The sequence below is a fragment of the Sporofaciens sp. JLR.KK001 genome (genome assembly GCF_036941055.1).
In the GTDB taxonomy this organism is placed as follows: Bacteria; Bacillota; Clostridia; order Lachnospirales; family Lachnospiraceae; genus Sporofaciens.
On record NZ_JAYMNO010000001.1, the window covers coordinates 1,094,532 to 1,109,783 of the forward strand.

At 54.7% G+C, this 15,252-nt stretch carries 22 protein-coding genes and 1 tRNA gene; 3 read left to right on the top strand and 20 right to left on the bottom strand.

Annotation, left to right across the window (positions count from 1 at the left end; translation table 11 throughout):
* Window positions 1-55: 55 nt before the first annotated feature.
* The 20 genes from VSQ62_RS05950 to VSQ62_RS06045 form a co-directional block, all read right to left on the bottom strand.
* Window positions 56-799 carry a hypothetical protein gene (locus VSQ62_RS05950; RefSeq protein ID WP_334633746.1) on the bottom strand — a complete coding sequence of 248 codons (744 nt, stop codon included), beginning with the start codon at window positions 797-799 and terminating at the stop codon, window positions 56-58.
* A 17-nt stretch (window positions 800-816) separates the two neighbouring features.
* Entirely contained in the window at window positions 817-1,449 is a 633-nt protein-coding gene (locus VSQ62_RS05955) for a replication protein (protein ID WP_334633747.1), read from the bottom strand.
* Between the two features lie 17 nt (window positions 1,450-1,466).
* Window positions 1,467-1,670, bottom strand: a complete 204-nt coding sequence (locus tag VSQ62_RS05960; RefSeq protein ID WP_334633749.1) for a hypothetical protein — start codon at window positions 1,668-1,670, stop codon at window positions 1,467-1,469.
* Complete coding sequence (locus tag VSQ62_RS05965; RefSeq protein WP_334633751.1) at window positions 1,667-2,341, bottom strand: DNA N-6-adenine-methyltransferase; 675 nt, start codon at window positions 2,339-2,341, stop codon at window positions 1,667-1,669. Before VSQ62_RS05965 ends, VSQ62_RS05960 begins: the two co-directional genes overlap by 4 nt.
* The gene (locus VSQ62_RS05970; RefSeq protein WP_334633753.1) at window positions 2,334-2,942 is read right to left on the bottom strand and encodes a Holliday junction resolvase RecU; all 609 of its coding nucleotides are present in this window, start codon (window positions 2,940-2,942) and stop codon (window positions 2,334-2,336) included. The genes VSQ62_RS05965 and VSQ62_RS05970 overlap by 8 nt, the downstream gene beginning before the upstream one ends.
* Window positions 2,943-2,953: 11 nt before the next feature.
* A complete protein-coding gene (locus VSQ62_RS05975) occupies window positions 2,954-3,475 on the bottom strand; it encodes a DUF7768 domain-containing protein (protein WP_334633755.1) in 522 nt (173 codons plus the stop codon).
* 14 nt (window positions 3,476-3,489) lie between these two features.
* On the bottom strand, window positions 3,490-4,839 hold the full coding sequence (locus VSQ62_RS05980; RefSeq protein WP_334633757.1) for a DNA cytosine methyltransferase: 1,350 nt from the start codon (window positions 4,837-4,839) through the stop codon (window positions 3,490-3,492).
* Complete coding sequence (locus VSQ62_RS05985; RefSeq protein WP_334633760.1) at window positions 4,836-5,810, bottom strand: DNA-methyltransferase; 975 nt, start codon at window positions 5,808-5,810, stop codon at window positions 4,836-4,838. Before VSQ62_RS05985 ends, VSQ62_RS05980 begins: the two co-directional genes overlap by 4 nt.
* Window positions 5,810-6,493 carry a replicative helicase loader/inhibitor gene (locus VSQ62_RS05990; RefSeq protein ID WP_334633761.1) on the bottom strand — a complete coding sequence of 228 codons (684 nt, stop codon included), beginning with the start codon at window positions 6,491-6,493 and terminating at the stop codon, window positions 5,810-5,812. Before VSQ62_RS05990 ends, VSQ62_RS05985 begins: the two co-directional genes overlap by 1 nt.
* Complete coding sequence (locus VSQ62_RS05995; RefSeq protein WP_334633762.1) at window positions 6,486-7,304, bottom strand: DUF6291 domain-containing protein; 819 nt, start codon at window positions 7,302-7,304, stop codon at window positions 6,486-6,488. The genes VSQ62_RS05990 and VSQ62_RS05995 overlap by 8 nt, the downstream gene beginning before the upstream one ends.
* An 18-nt stretch (window positions 7,305-7,322) precedes the next feature.
* Window positions 7,323-7,676 carry a single-stranded DNA-binding protein gene (locus VSQ62_RS06000; RefSeq protein WP_334633763.1) on the bottom strand — a complete coding sequence of 118 codons (354 nt, stop codon included), beginning with the start codon at window positions 7,674-7,676 and terminating at the stop codon, window positions 7,323-7,325.
* Window positions 7,669-8,514, bottom strand: a complete 846-nt coding sequence (locus VSQ62_RS06005) for an ERF family protein (RefSeq protein WP_334633764.1) — start codon at window positions 8,512-8,514, stop codon at window positions 7,669-7,671. The genes VSQ62_RS06000 and VSQ62_RS06005 overlap by 8 nt, the downstream gene beginning before the upstream one ends.
* Before the next feature lie 29 nt (window positions 8,515-8,543).
* Window positions 8,544-9,284, bottom strand: a complete 741-nt coding sequence (locus tag VSQ62_RS06010) for a spore cortex-lytic protein (protein WP_334633765.1) — start codon at window positions 9,282-9,284, stop codon at window positions 8,544-8,546.
* Window positions 9,285-9,291: 7 nt separating this feature from the next.
* On the bottom strand, window positions 9,292-10,029 hold the full coding sequence (locus VSQ62_RS06015; protein WP_334633766.1) for a 3'-5' exonuclease: 738 nt from the start codon (window positions 10,027-10,029) through the stop codon (window positions 9,292-9,294).
* Window positions 10,022-11,374 carry an SUMF1/EgtB/PvdO family nonheme iron enzyme gene (locus VSQ62_RS06020; protein ID WP_334633767.1) on the bottom strand — a complete coding sequence of 451 codons (1,353 nt, stop codon included), beginning with the start codon at window positions 11,372-11,374 and terminating at the stop codon, window positions 10,022-10,024. Before VSQ62_RS06020 ends, VSQ62_RS06015 begins: the two co-directional genes overlap by 8 nt.
* Before the next feature lie 148 nt (window positions 11,375-11,522).
* Entirely contained in the window at window positions 11,523-11,699 is a 177-nt protein-coding gene (locus VSQ62_RS06025; RefSeq protein ID WP_159751748.1) for a hypothetical protein, read from the bottom strand.
* 11 nt (window positions 11,700-11,710) lie between these two features.
* The gene (locus VSQ62_RS06030; protein ID WP_334633768.1) at window positions 11,711-12,520 is read right to left on the bottom strand and encodes a hypothetical protein; all 810 of its coding nucleotides are present in this window, start codon (window positions 12,518-12,520) and stop codon (window positions 11,711-11,713) included.
* Complete coding sequence (locus VSQ62_RS06035; protein WP_334633769.1) at window positions 12,508-12,783, bottom strand: hypothetical protein; 276 nt, start codon at window positions 12,781-12,783, stop codon at window positions 12,508-12,510. Before VSQ62_RS06035 ends, VSQ62_RS06030 begins: the two co-directional genes overlap by 13 nt.
* 24 nt (window positions 12,784-12,807) lie before the next feature.
* Entirely contained in the window at window positions 12,808-13,083 is a 276-nt protein-coding gene (locus tag VSQ62_RS06040) for a helix-turn-helix domain-containing protein (protein ID WP_334633770.1), read from the bottom strand.
* The gene (locus VSQ62_RS06045) at window positions 13,080-13,286 is read right to left on the bottom strand and encodes a hypothetical protein (protein WP_334633772.1); all 207 of its coding nucleotides are present in this window, start codon (window positions 13,284-13,286) and stop codon (window positions 13,080-13,082) included. The genes VSQ62_RS06040 and VSQ62_RS06045 overlap by 4 nt, the downstream gene beginning before the upstream one ends.
* Window positions 13,287-13,540: 254 nt before the next feature.
* On the opposite strand from VSQ62_RS06045, the gene VSQ62_RS06050 reads away from it, so the two are divergent.
* From VSQ62_RS06050 to VSQ62_RS06060, 3 genes are all read left to right on the top strand, one after another.
* Window positions 13,541-13,614: transfer RNA gene (locus VSQ62_RS06050), tRNA-Arg, on the top strand.
* A gap of 75 nt (window positions 13,615-13,689) precedes the next feature.
* On the top strand, window positions 13,690-13,842 hold the full coding sequence (locus VSQ62_RS06055) for a hypothetical protein (RefSeq protein ID WP_334633773.1): 153 nt from the start codon (window positions 13,690-13,692) through the stop codon (window positions 13,840-13,842).
* A 116-nt stretch (window positions 13,843-13,958) separates the two neighbouring features.
* Window positions 13,959-15,206, top strand: a complete 1,248-nt coding sequence (locus VSQ62_RS06060; RefSeq protein WP_334633774.1) for a 6-phosphofructokinase — start codon at window positions 13,959-13,961, stop codon at window positions 15,204-15,206.
* The last annotated feature ends 46 nt before the right edge of the window (window positions 15,207-15,252 follow it).

The following is a 15,252-nucleotide window of genomic DNA, read 5'->3' on the forward strand; positions in this document are numbered from 1 at the left end:
TGTCTTTTTCCTCCTGATAGCAGAGAGGCCGCACGGGCCCTCTGCTTTGCGGATATTATGCAATAATTGTGATATGCTCGCGATCCGGTATATCTTTCAGCGCTTCGGTGAGATATTTTTTTACATTCTCGACAGCCTGAGACTTCCAGAGCCCGCCGTCTGCTGCCACGAGCTTGAATACCGGAGCGCCGCCCCTGCCTTCGCTGATCCTGAATATGAAGTCGCTCGCGGGTTGCTCTACCTCCAGAAATGTGCGGTAGGGGATCAGGTTGACCGGGTTCGGCACCAGCACGTTCTCCTTTGTAGTGATCCCGGTTTTCATGGTTGCCTGCTGTGTGACGCCATTGTCTGAATATGCCTGCTCCTGCGTGTTGGTGATATTGCTCGCCAGAATGGTGACGGCTTCGCGGTCGTCGCTTGCCATAAAGCATGATTGCATGGACACGAGAAAACTCTCCTGATCGTACTCCCGGCCATATTCAAACTGAGGCAGTAGGGCGTTGACTTCGAACAGTGTTTCTCGATCCCGCTCCGGCAGCAGTCCAGAATAGAGCAGCACCTCGGTGGCGCTTATTACCTGAATAATCATGCGATCCCGCAGTTCTTCCCGGCTTTCTTTTATGTAGTCCACCAGAGAGGTGAGGGTGGTCGCCTTGATCGGTTTCGCCTTGTCCGCTGCGTCGTAGCGCCTTAAATCCTTTGTGCAGTAGGTTCTTCCATTGATCTGCACGACTTCGGGCTTTTCTGCCTTTACTGCCAGTCCCGTGATAAAAGCGATTGCTTCCTTGATACCTTCCATGTGTTTGTCCTCCTTTTTTATGCTTGTGCGGCTCTTTGGCCGATTGCAACTATTTTTTTCTGATCGTCTACCGGGTGCCCGTCTTTTAATACTTCCCCGGTGTCAGGATCAAAGTCTCTGCCAGGCACGAGATCGCCTGCTGCCGCCTCGGCCTTTTCAGACTCCGGCTTTTTCTTTCTGTTTTTGAGATCCAGCGGCTTTCCGGTGGGTTGTGGTTCGGCGACTTCCTGCTCCTTGGTGCTTGCTGCCGCCTCGGCCGCTTTGGTCTGCTGGGCGTCGCCTGCTGCCGGTTCCGGCTTTTCCTGCGGCTGGGTGAGGTCGGAGAGGCTCATTTGTCCCCGGATCTGGCCGTCATACTCTGCGATCTCCAGCTGGCCGGTTCTCATGTTTACACCCATAATCATTTGAGTGTCGATCGCCTCGGTGGCGGCCAGTTTGGTTGTGACGGCGATCTGGGTGTTGACGAGCTGGCGGGTTTTGTTCGGTGCAAATTTGATTGTGACATTGATCTGCCGCTTGGTGGTGGCCTCGGTGTTCGGGTTCTGGATATTGTCGGCCACCTGAATGAGCGCCTCGTTGAGCTTCTCGGCGAAGGCACCACCGGCCAGCGCTTCGAGGTTGATCTTTGCCTCGGTTTTCTGTTTCTTCATGTCTGGGATCCCTCCTTTTAACTTTTTACTTCGTCTAAATATTCTTTGTAGGTTTCAGCCTCCTGCTTGATACTTTCCAGTAGAGAAATGATAGCCTTGAAACTTTCTGCTTTCCCGCTTTTGTAGGCTTTTAGGCGTCTTTCGGTTAATTCCTCCGCTATGGAAATGATTTCAAGCTCATATTCGAGGCAGTCGTCGTGTATGGTTGCCAGTCCGTTCATACGCCCTCCACTGCTGTCCAGGCGATTGCAGAGCGTCCCGTCACGCTGCACGCCCGCTTTCCGGCGTTCTTTATCTTACCTGCTGCCTGCGCTTTTGTGAGGATCGGGCCCACGTCGCTGCGGTTCACCTGATGTCCTCGATCGGAGAGGGTGGCTGCGATTTCGTTTGCGGTCATTGGCTTGCCCTTAATGAGATCCAGCACCATGTCCCGGAGGCTCTGTGCCATGTCTTTGCTGCGCCAGATAATGACGGCAGAGGGGAAGGGTGCCCTTCCTTTTGGATCGCCTTCTTCGTCGGTAAAATAGAGCCGCCCCCGCAGGAAGCGCACTTCGTCAGCCTTCCCGCCAAAAATATAATCGTGGTAGTATGAGGTGTCCGTTCTGGCCGGTATGAGCATAACCACGACGGTGCCGGGCTTCTGGCTTTCCTCGTAGCCCTTTTTCACCCACTCGCCGATATTGCGGCCGTAGGGCGGGTTACAAAATACGCGGCTGCCTCCCCAGTCTGCTTTCAGGCCGTCGGTTTCCGGTGTGAAATATTTCGCGCATTTGGCGCACTTATCGGTGGCGGCCGGATCCAGATTGAAATGAAACTCTTGATCCAGCTCGTCGAAGAACTCCGGCGGCGTACACCAGTTTAAGTTCTTGCTGCTTAATAATGCCTCATTCATTTGTTTGATCTCCTTTCTGTTCAATGTCTGGAGCGTCAAGTTCCACGCCTTCCAGCAGTTTGAGCACTCCGGCGATATATTCGACGCGGAAGGGTTCAAGCTCTGCCTGCGTCATGTGCTTATGGCCGTACCGACTTTTCATGTCCCGCCATATTTCCCACGGCACCCGGTAGAAGTCTTGCAGCTCGAAGCTCACCATGATGAAGGCGGCAGCTCCGAGGCGGTGGTGCTCTGTCAGGCTGTCGATCTGCTCCTTGGTCAGCCGTCCATATTCGATCCGGTCGCTGTCCGTATGCTTTGCCTCAAATACGACGGCCCGGCCTCCGGTCAGCGTCCCCTTAAAATCAGGCTGCCCCGCTTTGGTATAGCAGGCAAGAAACTGGCCCATGCGGTTAGGCGGCCGGAGAGGGCACATAGGCTCCGGCGTCTTTTCAATGAAGGCCACGCCCTTGTCTTTGTACCAGTTCAGGCTTGCAGAGATCAGGTTCTCGAAGTGTTCCCCGGCCCGTTTGCTCTGGAGCCCGCGCTGGCTGCGCTGCACATTTGAGAGGGCGGTGGCAGCAGTCGGATCCCGGTAGCCCTCGCTGTTTTTTCCGGGCACCGTGTCCCAGCTCATTGATCTGCCTCCATGGTTATGTCATGGCCGGGGTGTTTCCTGAGCTCATTTGCCAGTTCTATGACAGCCTCGCCGGGTATTTGAACGGTGGTAGACTTCACGACGGAGATCCCGCTCATTGTGCCGACGTGACAGGGAAGGACGATCAGCGCGTCGCCCAGCTCGGTGTCCGGCGTTTCGCTTCCTGCGCTCTGGTATGCCTCCGTTGCGTCCCGGACGAGGATCCCGTGTTCCTTCGCGTATTCGATCTCGGCCTTCATGCCTTCGCTGGGATTGTCCATGCCGTACACCCAGAGCTCTGAGCATATCCCCAGCAGAGAGATCCCCAGTTCCATGCCGAGGGCCCGTTCCTTCGGGTTTGTGTCGTCCGTGAATTGCGTACAATAAACGTGCGGCGCGATCGGCACCACGTCCGGGAAAAGCTCGGCGACTTCCCGGCAGTAGCCCTGCGCTTTGGTGATGTTCTTTTCCATATCTCCCAGGCATGGGGAGCAGATATAAATAAACCGTTTTCTCATGGTGTTGCTCCTTTCTAAATTGCCATAGCCTCCAGCACTTTGACAGCGTACTCAATCGCGGTCACATCATTGGTGAAAATCTCACTTTCTGGGTGAATGTCTGCCAGCGCTCTGCGTTCCTTTGCCAGCTGTCTGAGCTGCGCTGCCGCGATAAAAGCCGGCGTTTTGGTTGCGCTTCTGTCTTTCTTTGCTGGTGTTTCTTTTTGAGGTTCTTTCGTTTCTGCAGAAATGTCTGGACGAATTGCTGCCTCTTTCAGTTTCCAGTCGTCGCTGTGCAGGTCGAAGGCGTCCCCCATTTGAATAATATCCGGGTAGTTTTTTATTGCTACCTGAATGGCCGGCTCGTCGATCTCGTATGCGTAGTATGTTACATTCGTAAAGCCGAGGCTTTCCAGAACATAACGCCCGGTGGCGATCCCGTCGAACATTGACAAAACGACGAGAGGCTCGTTTTTCGGTATATTCATGTGGCTTAAAATGAACTTTATTACCTCAGCTGTCCAGCCGTTGCCGAGGCATTTATACCGCTGCGTCTCGGTGATCCCTTTCGTGTACCCGTCCGGCATTGTCTGGAGCCGTTCACACTCCACGGGTTTTAGCTTTCGGATCACATAAGCGCCGTCCGGCAGGTTTATGTCTTGGATCCCGTATCTGGTTTCGATCTTCCCGTTTTTTACAATGTGGTAGGCGTCTTTTTCCAGAGTGTAGTCCGCGAGGTCGATCGGGCACATATAAAGCCCGGTTTTTGCCCCCTGCCCGCCTCCGTTTGCTGTCAGGTTCACACTTTTTCCGTAGGGGCTGTAAACTCTATGCGCCTGAGCCGGACTCTGAATATCTCCGATCCTGATCGTCTGCGCCACGAGATTGTCCTTTGCCACGGTGGTGAGGGTATTTGTCTTACCGTCCGTCCTCGGTTCGAGGTGCTGTCCGATTTTCCCGTTTTCTTTATACCTGCCACGGCAGGCTACGCAGTAGGCGGCGTTTTTTGAGACATGCGCCAGCTGGTAAAACTGTTCGCCGTCGCTGGTATCCAGAATGTCGTCGAGCAGGATCCCGCGATCCTCCGGCTGTCCTATATCTCCGAAGTTGTGAACATAAAAGCGCTGGCGGTTCTGTGCGCTTACTAATGCGCTGTTGATGTAATGGAGTGGAGCGCCGAGCTCATGGCTGATCTGTTCTTTTATAGCCTCCGAGGCGCTTTTATTATTTTCATAGAGAAAAAAGTCCGGTTTGAATTTTTCTTTTGCTGTCAGATAGCACCTGAAAAGCTCCCAGCCTATGCCGCTTGCTTCTTTTTCGCGCCCGTTGTGCTGGGCTATGCTCCAGTGTGTGCAGGGGCTCCCTCCGATCAATAGTTTTTTCACGTTCTCACCTCCTTGATCCTTTGCTCGCTCATGGTGCAGTATTTCGGGTTTATGTCTATCCCGATAAAGTCCCGGCCCTCCTGAATTGCCACCGCTCCGGTAGTCCCGCTCCCGCAGAACGGATCCAGAATGGTGTCGCCGAGCCTGCTGCCAGCCAGGACACACGGCCGTACCAGTTCCTCTGGAAATGTGGCGAAGTGTGCGCCTTTGTAGGGCCTTGTGGCGATTGTCCAGACGGTGCGCCGGTTTCTTGTCCCGGTTTCATTTGGGACGAGGCCGTGGCTCTGCCTTTCCACGCTGGCGCTGTTTTCTTTTGCTTGGTTATGCGTATATGCACCGCCGCCCCTGAATGTTTTTGAATTGCCTTTCCTTCTGGCGTCCGGGTTTTCGCTTCCCGGAAAACCTACGGCCGGCTCTTTGATTGCTTCGGCGTCGTAGAAATAGTGCTCGCTTTTACTGAGTAGAAAAATATATTCATGCGCCCGTGTAGGTCGGTCTTTTACGCTTTCGGGCATAGCGTTGGGTTTCTGCCAGATAATATCTGAACGCAGGTACCAGCCGTCTGCCCGGAGGGCGAAGGCCAGGAGCCACGGGATCCCGATCAGGTCTTTGCGTTTCAGCCCGTTGCCTTCACATGTGCGCCGGATCCTGCTTTTCCGTTGTCCAGAGCTTTGAATGTTTTCGGCCTTCTCATTGAAACGTCCGTCGCGGTTCCGTCCTTTTCCGCTGGCTGCGTAGCTGTCGCCGATATTCAGCCAGAGGGTGCCGTCGTCTTTTAATACTCTGCGCACTTCCCTGAAAACTTCCACCAGCCGCCATGTGTATTCCTCCGGCGTTTCTTCGAGCCCGATCTGCCCGGCTTCTCCGTAGTTTCTCAGCCCGTAGTAGGGCGGTGAGGTCACGCATGTGCTGCAGCAGCCGGACGGCAGCAGGCGCAGCGCTTCGGTGGCTTCTCCGGTTATAATTTGCATTAGCTTTTCACCTCCCCGTCTGTGAGTTCCAGCGGCGTGTCTGCCGCTTCCAGAGCCCTGCGGCTCCAGCCGTATGCGATCCGGTTCATGGTGTCGTCATGCTCCCTGCGGGCCTGCTCACGGTCAGCGAGTAGGCGCTGGCCCTTGTCAGGAATAGCAGAGGCCACGGCGTCGATCTGCGAGGTGAGCCCCTCCGGTGTCATGGCCCGCTGTTTCTCCCGCTCGTACATTGGCTTGTAAATGTCCATGAAGGCCACGCGATCCATGCCGGGCTTGCCGCCCCGGTAACAACTCCGGTGCATTTCGTAGAGGTTGCAGTACCCGATCGCCTCGACGGCACGGGCCGCCAGTGGCGGGAGCTGCTGGTGCAGGTCGCCGTGATTGTTTTCCCCGGCCGTGTACAGAAGGTCACTGACTGCGAGCCACGCCCGATCCGGCTCTATGAGGTCTGGGTGCATAAGCTCCAGCATGAGCTCCCGGATCTCTGCCACGCTGGGCGGCCATTTGTTTGTTGCTATGTGTTTATTCAGTGCCAGCGCTACGATCCGGCCGTCGTCTGATTGAAACATTGAGGCCCAGAGGTTCACTGTGGCGGTGACTGCTGCCTCGTCTCTGAATTTGTCATAATTTGGGTAGGCCGTGACGACGATCGCCACCAGCTTTGCCGCGTCTGCCTTAGTCAAAAACGCCGCCTCCTTCCTCGTCTGCGATAATACCGGCGAGCACGTCCATGGTGGAGGGCTTGCCCCCGGTCTGGCTTTGCGTGGTTCCCGATCTGGGCTTGCTGCCGCTGTCGTATTTCCCTTCCAGCACTTTGCTCATGTTTGTGGGGCGGATCAGCCAGTCGAAGTCGGCCGTCCACGCCCGGTCGTTTTCCCCTTTCAGGAAGTCCGACGCCTCGGCCTTCTCGAATAGCTCCCGGAAGGTGTCGAGGGACTTGTATTTTTTCCAGCGTGCCGCGATCTGCTTCTCCCGGTTTCCTTCGACGGCCCTCAGCTTCGGGTAGCTGGTACAGATTGAGTGGTAAAGCTCCACGATTTTTGAATACGGGACGGGATCCTGCTGGCCCCCTTTCAGGGGGTAGGGGGTAGAGCTTTCTTTCCCTTTCTCTGTGTCTGTATCTGTTACTGTCTCTGTATCAGTCTCTTTCTCTGTATCACCTTTTTTTGCTTCGGTTTGCTTTTCAGAATAAGCATTTGCTTTTTTTGCTTTGTCCTGCTTTCCGGTTTCTTTCTTAGGCCGCCCGCCCTGCTTGCCTGCTTCGCTGCGTTTCCGGCAGGTGTCGGCATACTTCTGGGCGTCTCTGTCCATTTGCCCGGTGATGAAGGAAAAAGCCATAAAGGCCATACCGTCCAGATCCTCCGGCATGTCTCCGTGCTCCCCATAGTTCAGCAGAGCCATGAGCAGCTTCCCGCGTTCTGCGTCGCTTAAAAGTGAGAGGTGTTTCCGGTAGTCGTAATAGAGTAAAAAGCCCTTTTTTGCGTCCTGCGCCATAGCCCTGCCTCCTTTCCGTTATACTTGGCCGCTCCCGTCATAGTCCCCGGTGCCTCCTTGCCCGCTGTCAGCAAAATAAAGGCGGGAGGCGTTGACTTCTACGACTTTGTGGGTTTTTCCGTCGCTGCCGGTATATTTCCGGGTGGAGATCCGGCCCTCGACTACGATCTGGCGGCCCTTGGTGAGATAGCGCCCGGCAAACTCGGCCTGCTTGTCCCAGCATGTGATCGGGATATAGTCGGGCGGGGTGTTCTTGTCTTTGCTCGGCACCTGCACGGCGAGGTCGAAGCTCGCCACGGGTACGCCGCTTTGGGTGTATCTGATTTCCGGTTCCTGAGCCAGACGGCCCAGAAGCCCTGCATGGTTAAACATTCGAGTTTCCTCCTTGTCCTTGCTGTTTCTTTACGGCGTCCAGCCGGTTGCAGATTTCATCATACTGGGCGCGTGTCAGGTTGTGCGGATCCTGCTGTCTGTACCGCGTGGCTATATCCTCATTGATCTGCGCCTGCGTGATCCCGGCGTCCTCACCTTTTCGGTACATGCGGGAGAGCTGCGCGTCAGTTAGGGGACGTGAAGCGCCTGTGTGCCCGTTCTGGGCGTTCTGCTGCTGCGGCCCGGTATTTCTTCCTGCGGCACCGTTTTGAGGCGCTGTGGGGCGATTTGCGGCCGGTGGTGGCGCTGTCTGCCCGCGGTCGTTCAGGTCTGGATCGTCGTCTCCCTGATCTATGCCGAACTTTTCAAAGAGATAGTATTTGAGGCAGTACGTCCACGCGGATCCCTTTGCTTTGTCCGGCCCGCCGTCATTGGTTCCGATCGCGTGAAGCGTTACCTCCAGAATGTCCTCCGGATCGTCTGCGTTCGTCCAGCGGATCGTCAGGTCTGCCTCATATACCCACACGATCAGCCCGCCCCTCTGGGTGTTCTGCTGAAAATGTGAATAGTACACGGGATCGCCGTTTTCGGCGTGTCTGGTGGCTGTCTCGGCCACAATGTCGAAGTTGACGCCGTACTGGTTCATAGCCGGGGTGAGAAGCTCGTAAACGTCGAAAATCTTTGCAAATTTATACTTTACGCCCTCCGAGTGCTGGCGCTGCGTGATTGCAGGCACGGCCTCCCGGAGCTTGACAAACTTCTCTTGCAGGCTCATGGCCTCCCGCGGCGGTGTTTCTGCGGTTTTCGGCTGCGCGGCAGCCTTTGGACTTCCTGCCATGGTCTACCTCCTTTGGTTGATGATTACTTTCAGCGGTTAATGTCTTTGAAAAATCTATGGTTGTTAATTGTCATTACATACGCCTGCGACTCGTGCCAGCTGCTTTCTATAAGCTCCGGCGCGTAGAAGTACCGGATCGGCTCGCTGGTTGCGACGTGTCCGAAGTCAAACACGGCCTCCACGGCTTCGAGAGCTTCGGCGGTAGGATCCGGCCGCCTTTTGCTGTATCTGTACTTTTCCAGAGCTTCGGACGGGCGGATCCTCTCGTCCTCGCATGTCTGGAGTATGCACTGGGCCACGGCCACCTTGCCAGCGAAGGGCTCGCCCGCAGCCTCCGCAGTGATTACCTGCGCGATCTCCAGCCGCTCGTCGTCGGTGAGAAGGTAGCGCTTTTCGTAACCGGCCTCTTTCGCCCATGCGTCTGTCAGGTGTTCCCAGTCTACCGGGTGGCCGTCGCCGTCCTTGAATATGTACGCCTGCGGCTTGTCCTCCGGTTCTATGATGATTTCCGGCAGCGCGGAGGACTCCGGCGTGTATGCTGCGGTGGTGTCGCTTCCATTTGACGAATAGATCAGCCAGTGCAGCAGGAAAAGAACGCCCAGCCCAGCCAGGACGGCCAGCACCAAAACAAGCGCATGTTTCCATTTTCCCCGCTTGAAAAACAGAGAAAAGCGGTGTAAAATGGTTTTAGGCTTTCGACGGCTTGCGCGATAGCCTGCGGAGCGGCTTCTCATTCGTGGTGGGTGCCGCTCTGTTTTCGTGTTAATCATGTCTTTTTTATTTCCTCCTTTTCTTCATCAGGGCCGGTAGCGTGCAGCTTGGTGGCTGCATGTATTTGTTGAAGCGCTGCGGCCAGTAGTTCACTTTTTCGATCCGCTGTCCACTGACTCCGTACTTCGGGTTGTAGCCGAAGGTGTTCACATATTTCAGAAGATCGGGCCGCTCGTCGTCCATAGCTCTGCATACCTCAAAAAGCGCCTTCACGTCGTCGATCGCCCGGTGGGTGTTCTTTACCTTGTCCCCCAGATTGTAGGCCGCGATCGCGTTCTCCAGCTTGTGCGGGTAGTCCCTCCGGTCTTTGTACACCGTCAGGCTGTCCAGATAGTCGCAGTCTTTCAAAAGTTGCAGCGCGTCGTCTCCGTACCGGCCGAGCATTTCCTGAGTGAATGAAAGATCAAATTGTGCATTGTGGGCCACCAGAAGGACGGGCCTGCAGGTCAAAAACTCGAAGGCGAAGGCTGCTGCAGCGTTGTATTCAGTCACACCGCTGGCTTCCAGCTGTTCGTTCTTGATCCCGGTCAGCTCTGTGATCTTTTCTGGGATCCGCTGTCCGTCTGGCAGTTTTATGAGCATGTCGGCGCGGCCCGCTGTGTAGAGGGTGCCGTCACCTGCCCGCTCGATCCTGATTGCTGCCAGCTCTATGATCCGGCAGGTTTTGGCGTCGAGGCCGGTTGTCTCGGTATCGAAGAACACGACGGCCTTATATTTCCTGAATACTTCCCGGAGATTATTCACGATCGGCTGCCTCCTTTCCGAGTGTCAGTGTCAGCGAGGTGGTGGTGGCGAGCTTTAGCTGCTCCATGCCGCGCCTCATGGCCTCGGCTGCTATGTTGATTTGTGCCAGCTGTGAGGCAATCGGGATCGCCACTTTGATTTCTGCCTCGCTGGCATTGTAGGCCAGACTTTGGAAGCCGAGCGCGTCCTGCCCGCCTGCGGCTGTGTATATGTCTGTCAGTACCTTGGCAAGTGTCAGCCGGATCATGCCCGGCAGTGTGTCAGGCAGGGGGAAGGGCCAGTCCTTTGTAAAATCCGTCATGGTTTCTTTATGCTCCAGCTTTTCAGCGTTGGCCTTGATTGCGTCTTTGACTTCCTGCGGCGCGTCGCTCAGATCGGTGGCTTCGTCGTCCAGATTATCCAGAGATCCAGAGTCGCCAGAGTATCGAATTAAAGCGGAGCGGAAGCCCACGCCCCAGTCGACAAGCGCGCGGGAGTAGTAGCCGTGGAAGTAGAACACACCAGCGCCCGCACCGTCGCCCCAGTCGCCCCCGCGGAACACGATCCTTTCGCCGTCAGTGTCCAGCCAGAAGTAGTCCGTGCCCTCATATCCGGGCGCAGGGTAGAGGCCGAGCTCGATCAGCTTCTCCGGGACTTCCAGCGCCGAGGTGTTCAGATCGGTGAATTGTACGCCGTCGTAGTCTTTGCCCTCCGGTGCTATCGGTTGGAGCTTGATCTCGCCGTCCTCTACGTTGTAGTAGACGGGATCGCCGTCGGCTGTGTAGATCGCTTTCCACTCCTTTGAGTCTCTGGACTGATCCGCGCCTGCTGCTGCCTCGTTTCTCGGTATCACCTGCACCTTGCCGTCTATGAAGCGGATCCCGCCGACGTGTTCCCAGACATTGCCGCACATGTCGGCGACTCCTTCGGCTGTGTGGTCGTGGTTCCATGTCACCGGGCCGGAGCCGGTCAGGGTTTTACTGCTGCCGCTGCTGTCTTTGTATGTAGTGCCGGTTTCCTCCGGGTGGCTGTGGCTCTTTCCGCAGTCCGTGTTTCCGCGGGGGAGGGTGCCATTCTTGCGGCTCTGGTGTGCCAGGGCGGCCCACTCGTCATTTGTTAGAAGGTGCCAGCCGGGGCCCTTGCTTTCGCAGAGCCGGATCGCTTCGTCATGGTTGACGTTGACGGCTGGCTGCTGGTAGGGCATGGAGTAGGGCACGCCCCCGATCAGGGTATTGGGGTACTTGCTGATTGCGTATTCCTTCACGGCCTTGCCTCTGATTTCTGCCGGGAGGCCCAGCTCGTCCGGGGTGAATACCACCATAATGTCCGGGATCCCTTTTCTGTCAAAAATAACCTCGTTTCTCATGTGTTCGCTCCTTTTGGTTGGATCCTGCGTGGCTGCTTATACTTTGCCCGGCACCGCGGGCAGAGATAGCCATACCACGGGATCGTCGCTTGTTTGCTTATATTCCATTCCAGCCCGCACTCGCGGCATGTCTCATAGCGTGCGCCGCTTATGCGCCGGGCATGAGTACGGGCTCGCGCCGGTCTATGTGCGTCAGGTCTGCTGCCAGCTGCGCGGCTTCTTTGGCGGCGTCCAGCTCCGCGCGTTCTTTACAGTCGCAACGCTCGCCGGGATCCAAATTGCAGCCGCAATTCGGACATACGCGGTACGGTTTAGATTTGCTCATGTGTCCACCTCCTATCCAGCAGCGGCGGCCAGCAGCTTATCACAGAGTTGCTGCTCCAGTCGTCGCCGGTATTTTTTGCGCACACGGTACTTTTTAGCGTGCTTGTAGTAGTGCCACCATTTCGGGTGATCGTTTGCTTTGTAGAGCATGGCGTCTATGCACCTGCCAGCGATCCGGGCCACGATCCTGCCCGCCGCCTTGGCCGATCGTTTGATCCCAGCCCACGCCTCCCTTGCAGCGTTGACAAGCGCCTCGAAAAAGCGTAGCACTGCCGGTTGTAGGGCTTCCAGAATAGCCGCGGCCGTGTTCGGTGTGATCGTGAGGTTCAGCTCCATGCTGGGCGGGCTCCGAAGCTCTGGGAGGTTCAGCTCAGGAGGGGAGAAGCGCGGAAGCGTCAGCTCTGTGATCTGTCCGGTGAAGCGTTTCCCGTCAATATACAGAGCGCTGGGCGCTGGGCATTTATCTGTTTCCTGCTGCTGATCTGCCAGGTGTTCCATAGGCCCCGGTGGAAATGCCGTCGAGCCGTCCAGCAGGTTGTAGCCGTTCTCGTAGTGCCAGCGGATCCCTGCCGCCAGCTCTGCCACGGTCATGTCCTCGCCGAAGTGTCCGCAGTAGTAGCCATTTATCATAACGGCGTTTGGATCCTGCTCCAGTATCTTGCGGGCCTGCTCCAGATCCTCCGGCTCGAATGTGTCCGTGTCTGAGTTCAGCCACATCGCCTGAGCGTTCCAGCTCCGGCCGGTTTTCCAGACGATTACCCACGCGATCCCGTCGCGGATCTCGTTGGCCCATTCTTTTGCGATCGTGTTTATTGCTGCCATGGTTCTGCCTCCTTTCTGGCATGAACGACGGTGAAAAGATCGTCAATCTCATGCCGGGTGATGTATGTATCTGTTTTATCCAGTCCGAGGAAATGGAGCAGAGGATCCTCCCCGTCAAGTGAATAGCTGGTAGCGGCCACGGCGTTGAGCCGGTAGACCATTACTTCGATAATGCAGGGGAGGTTATCAGCCTCCAGTGTGGCCGGAAACGACGACTTGCATAATAGCTCCGCGCCGTATTGAAAACCGTTTATTTTTGCCATGGTGGTGTATTCCTTTCTTTCTGGTTAGCTTGTGACAGTTTCAGGGCTTTTCTGTTCGTCTTTGACTTTTCGCCCTCTGCACTTGAAGCTCTGCTGGAGGCGATACTGGGCCAGCGTTGCACTGTACCCTTGCCGCATGTTGTTGTCGAGTTTCCCAGTGTCGCCGCGTTTCAGCTCTTTGTAGATAGTCGCCACATGCACACCGAGGGTGTCGGCTATGTCCTGCGGGCGTTCTCCTTTCAGATAGTGGGACTCCAGTTTCTCGCGATCGGCCAGCGTCAAATATCGGTAGTTTCTCACGTTCTCACCTCCTTGTGATTTGGTTTCATGCCACGGCCATTTTGTAAAATCTGCATTTTTCGGGCGTGTACTTTTCCACCGGTTTTCACGCGCTCCGGCTGGCGTCTTTTTTTCTGGGCCGCCTTGACCGTATCGGCTTTCACATTAAAAGCCGCAAACTTGTTGAACGACATGGAACCTTTTAAAGCGTTGATGTTCTCCACCGCTGCCCGGTTTTCACCTTAAAAACCGAACTTAAAACTTGTCAGCCTACACCGATAAATACAGACTTTATAAAATGGCCGTTTCTTGGCCTTTTTGCTGTTTTTAGGTAAAAAAATAATGCGTCGGGAGGCTTTCGCTTCCCTTCGCATTTAATATTAAACTTTTCAGATCCGAAATAAGTTAAAATATTATCTTGACATTCTATGATAACTAGGCTATAATGAATATCGTTGTAAATAACCTTGTGTTTTATGTGGGCGTAGCTCAGCTGGATAGAGCGTTTGGCTACGGACCAAAAGGTCGGGGGTTCGAATCCTCTCGCCCACGCTTTAAGTCCTTGCAGATTGTCTGTGGGGACTTTTATCATATCGGCAGATTGTTTGCCGGGAGAGGAATTCTTTGATGGAGAAGAAGAAGATCAACTGTGAGGTGTGCAGGAATAACTGTGAGATGGAAGTGGAAGTGGATGACAAAGAAGTAATCGACGTCACGGGCAACGGATGTATGAAGGGATATATTTTTGCGCAGACTGCAGTTTCGGAGATGTCAGAGTAGGGCATTTCTTGAAGTTTTTGGCGGATATGACGCTATTTTTTGTAGACATTTACGCCAAAATATACTAAGATATTACTATCGTCAGCAATTTTAAGGAAGGAAGGGAATCATTAACTATGAAGAGAAATGTTATTGTTGGACAGTCAGGAGGACCAACGGCAGCGATCAATTCAAGCCTTGCCGGAGTTTACCGCACAGCGAAGGATCGTGGAGCGCAGAAGGTATATGGTATGCTTCATGGTGTACAGGGGCTGTTAGAGGAGAGATATATCGATCTGTCAGATCACATCAAGACAGAGTTGGATGCGGAATTATTGAAGAGGACGCCGGCGGCATTTTTAGGTTCATGCCGGTACAAGCTGCCTGAGATCCATGAGAACCGCGAAGTATATGACAAGATTTTTGCGATTCTTGAGAAGCTGGATATTGAAGCCTTTATCTATATCGGCGGCAATGATTCCATGGATACCATCAAGAAGCTGTCTGATTACGCGATCATTACAGGATTTTCAACGAGATTTATCGGATGCCCGAAGACGATTGATAACGATCTGGCACTGACGGACCATACGCCGGGCTATGGAAGCGCTGCAAAATATATCGGAACATCTATGAAAGAGATCATCCGTGACGGATTCTGCTTAGAGCATGAGAAGGGAATCGTTACGATCGTAGAGATCATGGGACGTAATGCAGGCTGGCTTACAGGTTCAGCAGCCTTGTCCATGGGCGAGGACTGCGAGGGTCCGGATCTGATCTATCTGCCGGAGATCGAGTTCGATCTCCATTCTTTCAGCGCGAAGGTTAAAGCGCTGGTAGAGAAGAAGACATCTATCGTAGTTGCGGTTTCTGAGGGGATCCGCACGGCAGACGGCACCTATGTGTGTGAACTTGGCAATAGTATCGACTTTGTTGATGCATTCGGACATAAGCAGTTATCAGGAACAGCGTCTTATCTTGCAAGCTTTATTGCGGGCGAGATCGGATGTAAGACTCGTGCGATTGAGCTCAGTACCCTGCAGCGTTCCGCATCACATGCGGCATCCCGTGTAGACATCCTGGAAGCATATCAGGTAGGCGGTGCGGCAGTGAAGGCAGCGGACGAGGGAGATTCCGGCAAGATGGTAGTCCTGCAGAGATTGTCCGATGATCCGTATCAGTGCGGAACTGAGGTGAAGGATGTCCACAAGATCGCCAATGATGAGAAGCTTGTTCCGAGGGAGTGGGTGAACGAAGAAGGTACCTATGTGACGAATGAGTTCATTTCCTACGTGAAGCCTTTGATCCAGGGAGATGTGTCACCGGTTATGGTTGACGGAATTCCGAGACATCTGCTTACTCCGACAGAGTTAAGCTATAGATAGACCTCTGTAAAAGACGGTTTTTTAATTCCCGGCAGCGGGACAGAAT

What these genes read in the sequence shown, in the direction of transcription:
- VSQ62_RS05950 (WP_334633746.1), bottom strand. Translation starts at nt 799, where the DNA reads ATGGAAGGTATCAAGGAAGCAATCGCTTTTATCACGGGACTGGCAGTA.
- VSQ62_RS05955 (WP_334633747.1), bottom strand. Translation starts at nt 1,449, where the DNA reads ATGAAGAAACAGAAAACCGAGGCAAAGATCAACCTCGAAGCGCTGGCC.
- VSQ62_RS05960 (WP_334633749.1), bottom strand. Translation starts at nt 1,670, where the DNA reads ATGAACGGACTGGCAACCATACACGACGACTGCCTCGAATATGAGCTT.
- VSQ62_RS05965 (WP_334633751.1), bottom strand. Translation starts at nt 2,341, where the DNA reads ATGAATGAGGCATTATTAAGCAGCAAGAACTTAAACTGGTGTACGCCG.
- VSQ62_RS05975 (WP_334633755.1), bottom strand. Translation starts at nt 3,475, where the DNA reads ATGAGAAAACGGTTTATTTATATCTGCTCCCCATGCCTGGGAGATATG.
- VSQ62_RS05985 (WP_334633760.1), bottom strand. Translation starts at nt 5,810, where the DNA reads ATGCAAATTATAACCGGAGAAGCCACCGAAGCGCTGCGCCTGCTGCCG.
- VSQ62_RS05995 (WP_334633762.1), bottom strand. Translation starts at nt 7,304, where the DNA reads ATGGCGCAGGACGCAAAAAAGGGCTTTTTACTCTATTACGACTACCGG.
- VSQ62_RS06000 (WP_334633763.1), bottom strand. Translation starts at nt 7,676, where the DNA reads ATGTTTAACCATGCAGGGCTTCTGGGCCGTCTGGCTCAGGAACCGGAA.
- VSQ62_RS06005 (WP_334633764.1), bottom strand. Translation starts at nt 8,514, where the DNA reads ATGGCAGGAAGTCCAAAGGCTGCCGCGCAGCCGAAAACCGCAGAAACA.
- VSQ62_RS06010 (WP_334633765.1), bottom strand. Translation starts at nt 9,284, where the DNA reads ATGATTAACACGAAAACAGAGCGGCACCCACCACGAATGAGAAGCCGC.
- VSQ62_RS06020 (WP_334633767.1), bottom strand. Translation starts at nt 11,374, where the DNA reads ATGAGAAACGAGGTTATTTTTGACAGAAAAGGGATCCCGGACATTATG.
- VSQ62_RS06025 (WP_159751748.1), bottom strand. Translation starts at nt 11,699, where the DNA reads ATGAGCAAATCTAAACCGTACCGCGTATGTCCGAATTGCGGCTGCAAT.
- VSQ62_RS06030 (WP_334633768.1), bottom strand. Translation starts at nt 12,520, where the DNA reads ATGGCAGCAATAAACACGATCGCAAAAGAATGGGCCAACGAGATCCGC.
- VSQ62_RS06035 (WP_334633769.1), bottom strand. Translation starts at nt 12,783, where the DNA reads ATGGCAAAAATAAACGGTTTTCAATACGGCGCGGAGCTATTATGCAAG.
- VSQ62_RS06055 (WP_334633773.1), top strand. Translation starts at nt 13,690, where the DNA reads ATGGAGAAGAAGAAGATCAACTGTGAGGTGTGCAGGAATAACTGTGAG.
- VSQ62_RS06060 (WP_334633774.1), top strand. Translation starts at nt 13,959, where the DNA reads ATGAAGAGAAATGTTATTGTTGGACAGTCAGGAGGACCAACGGCAGCG.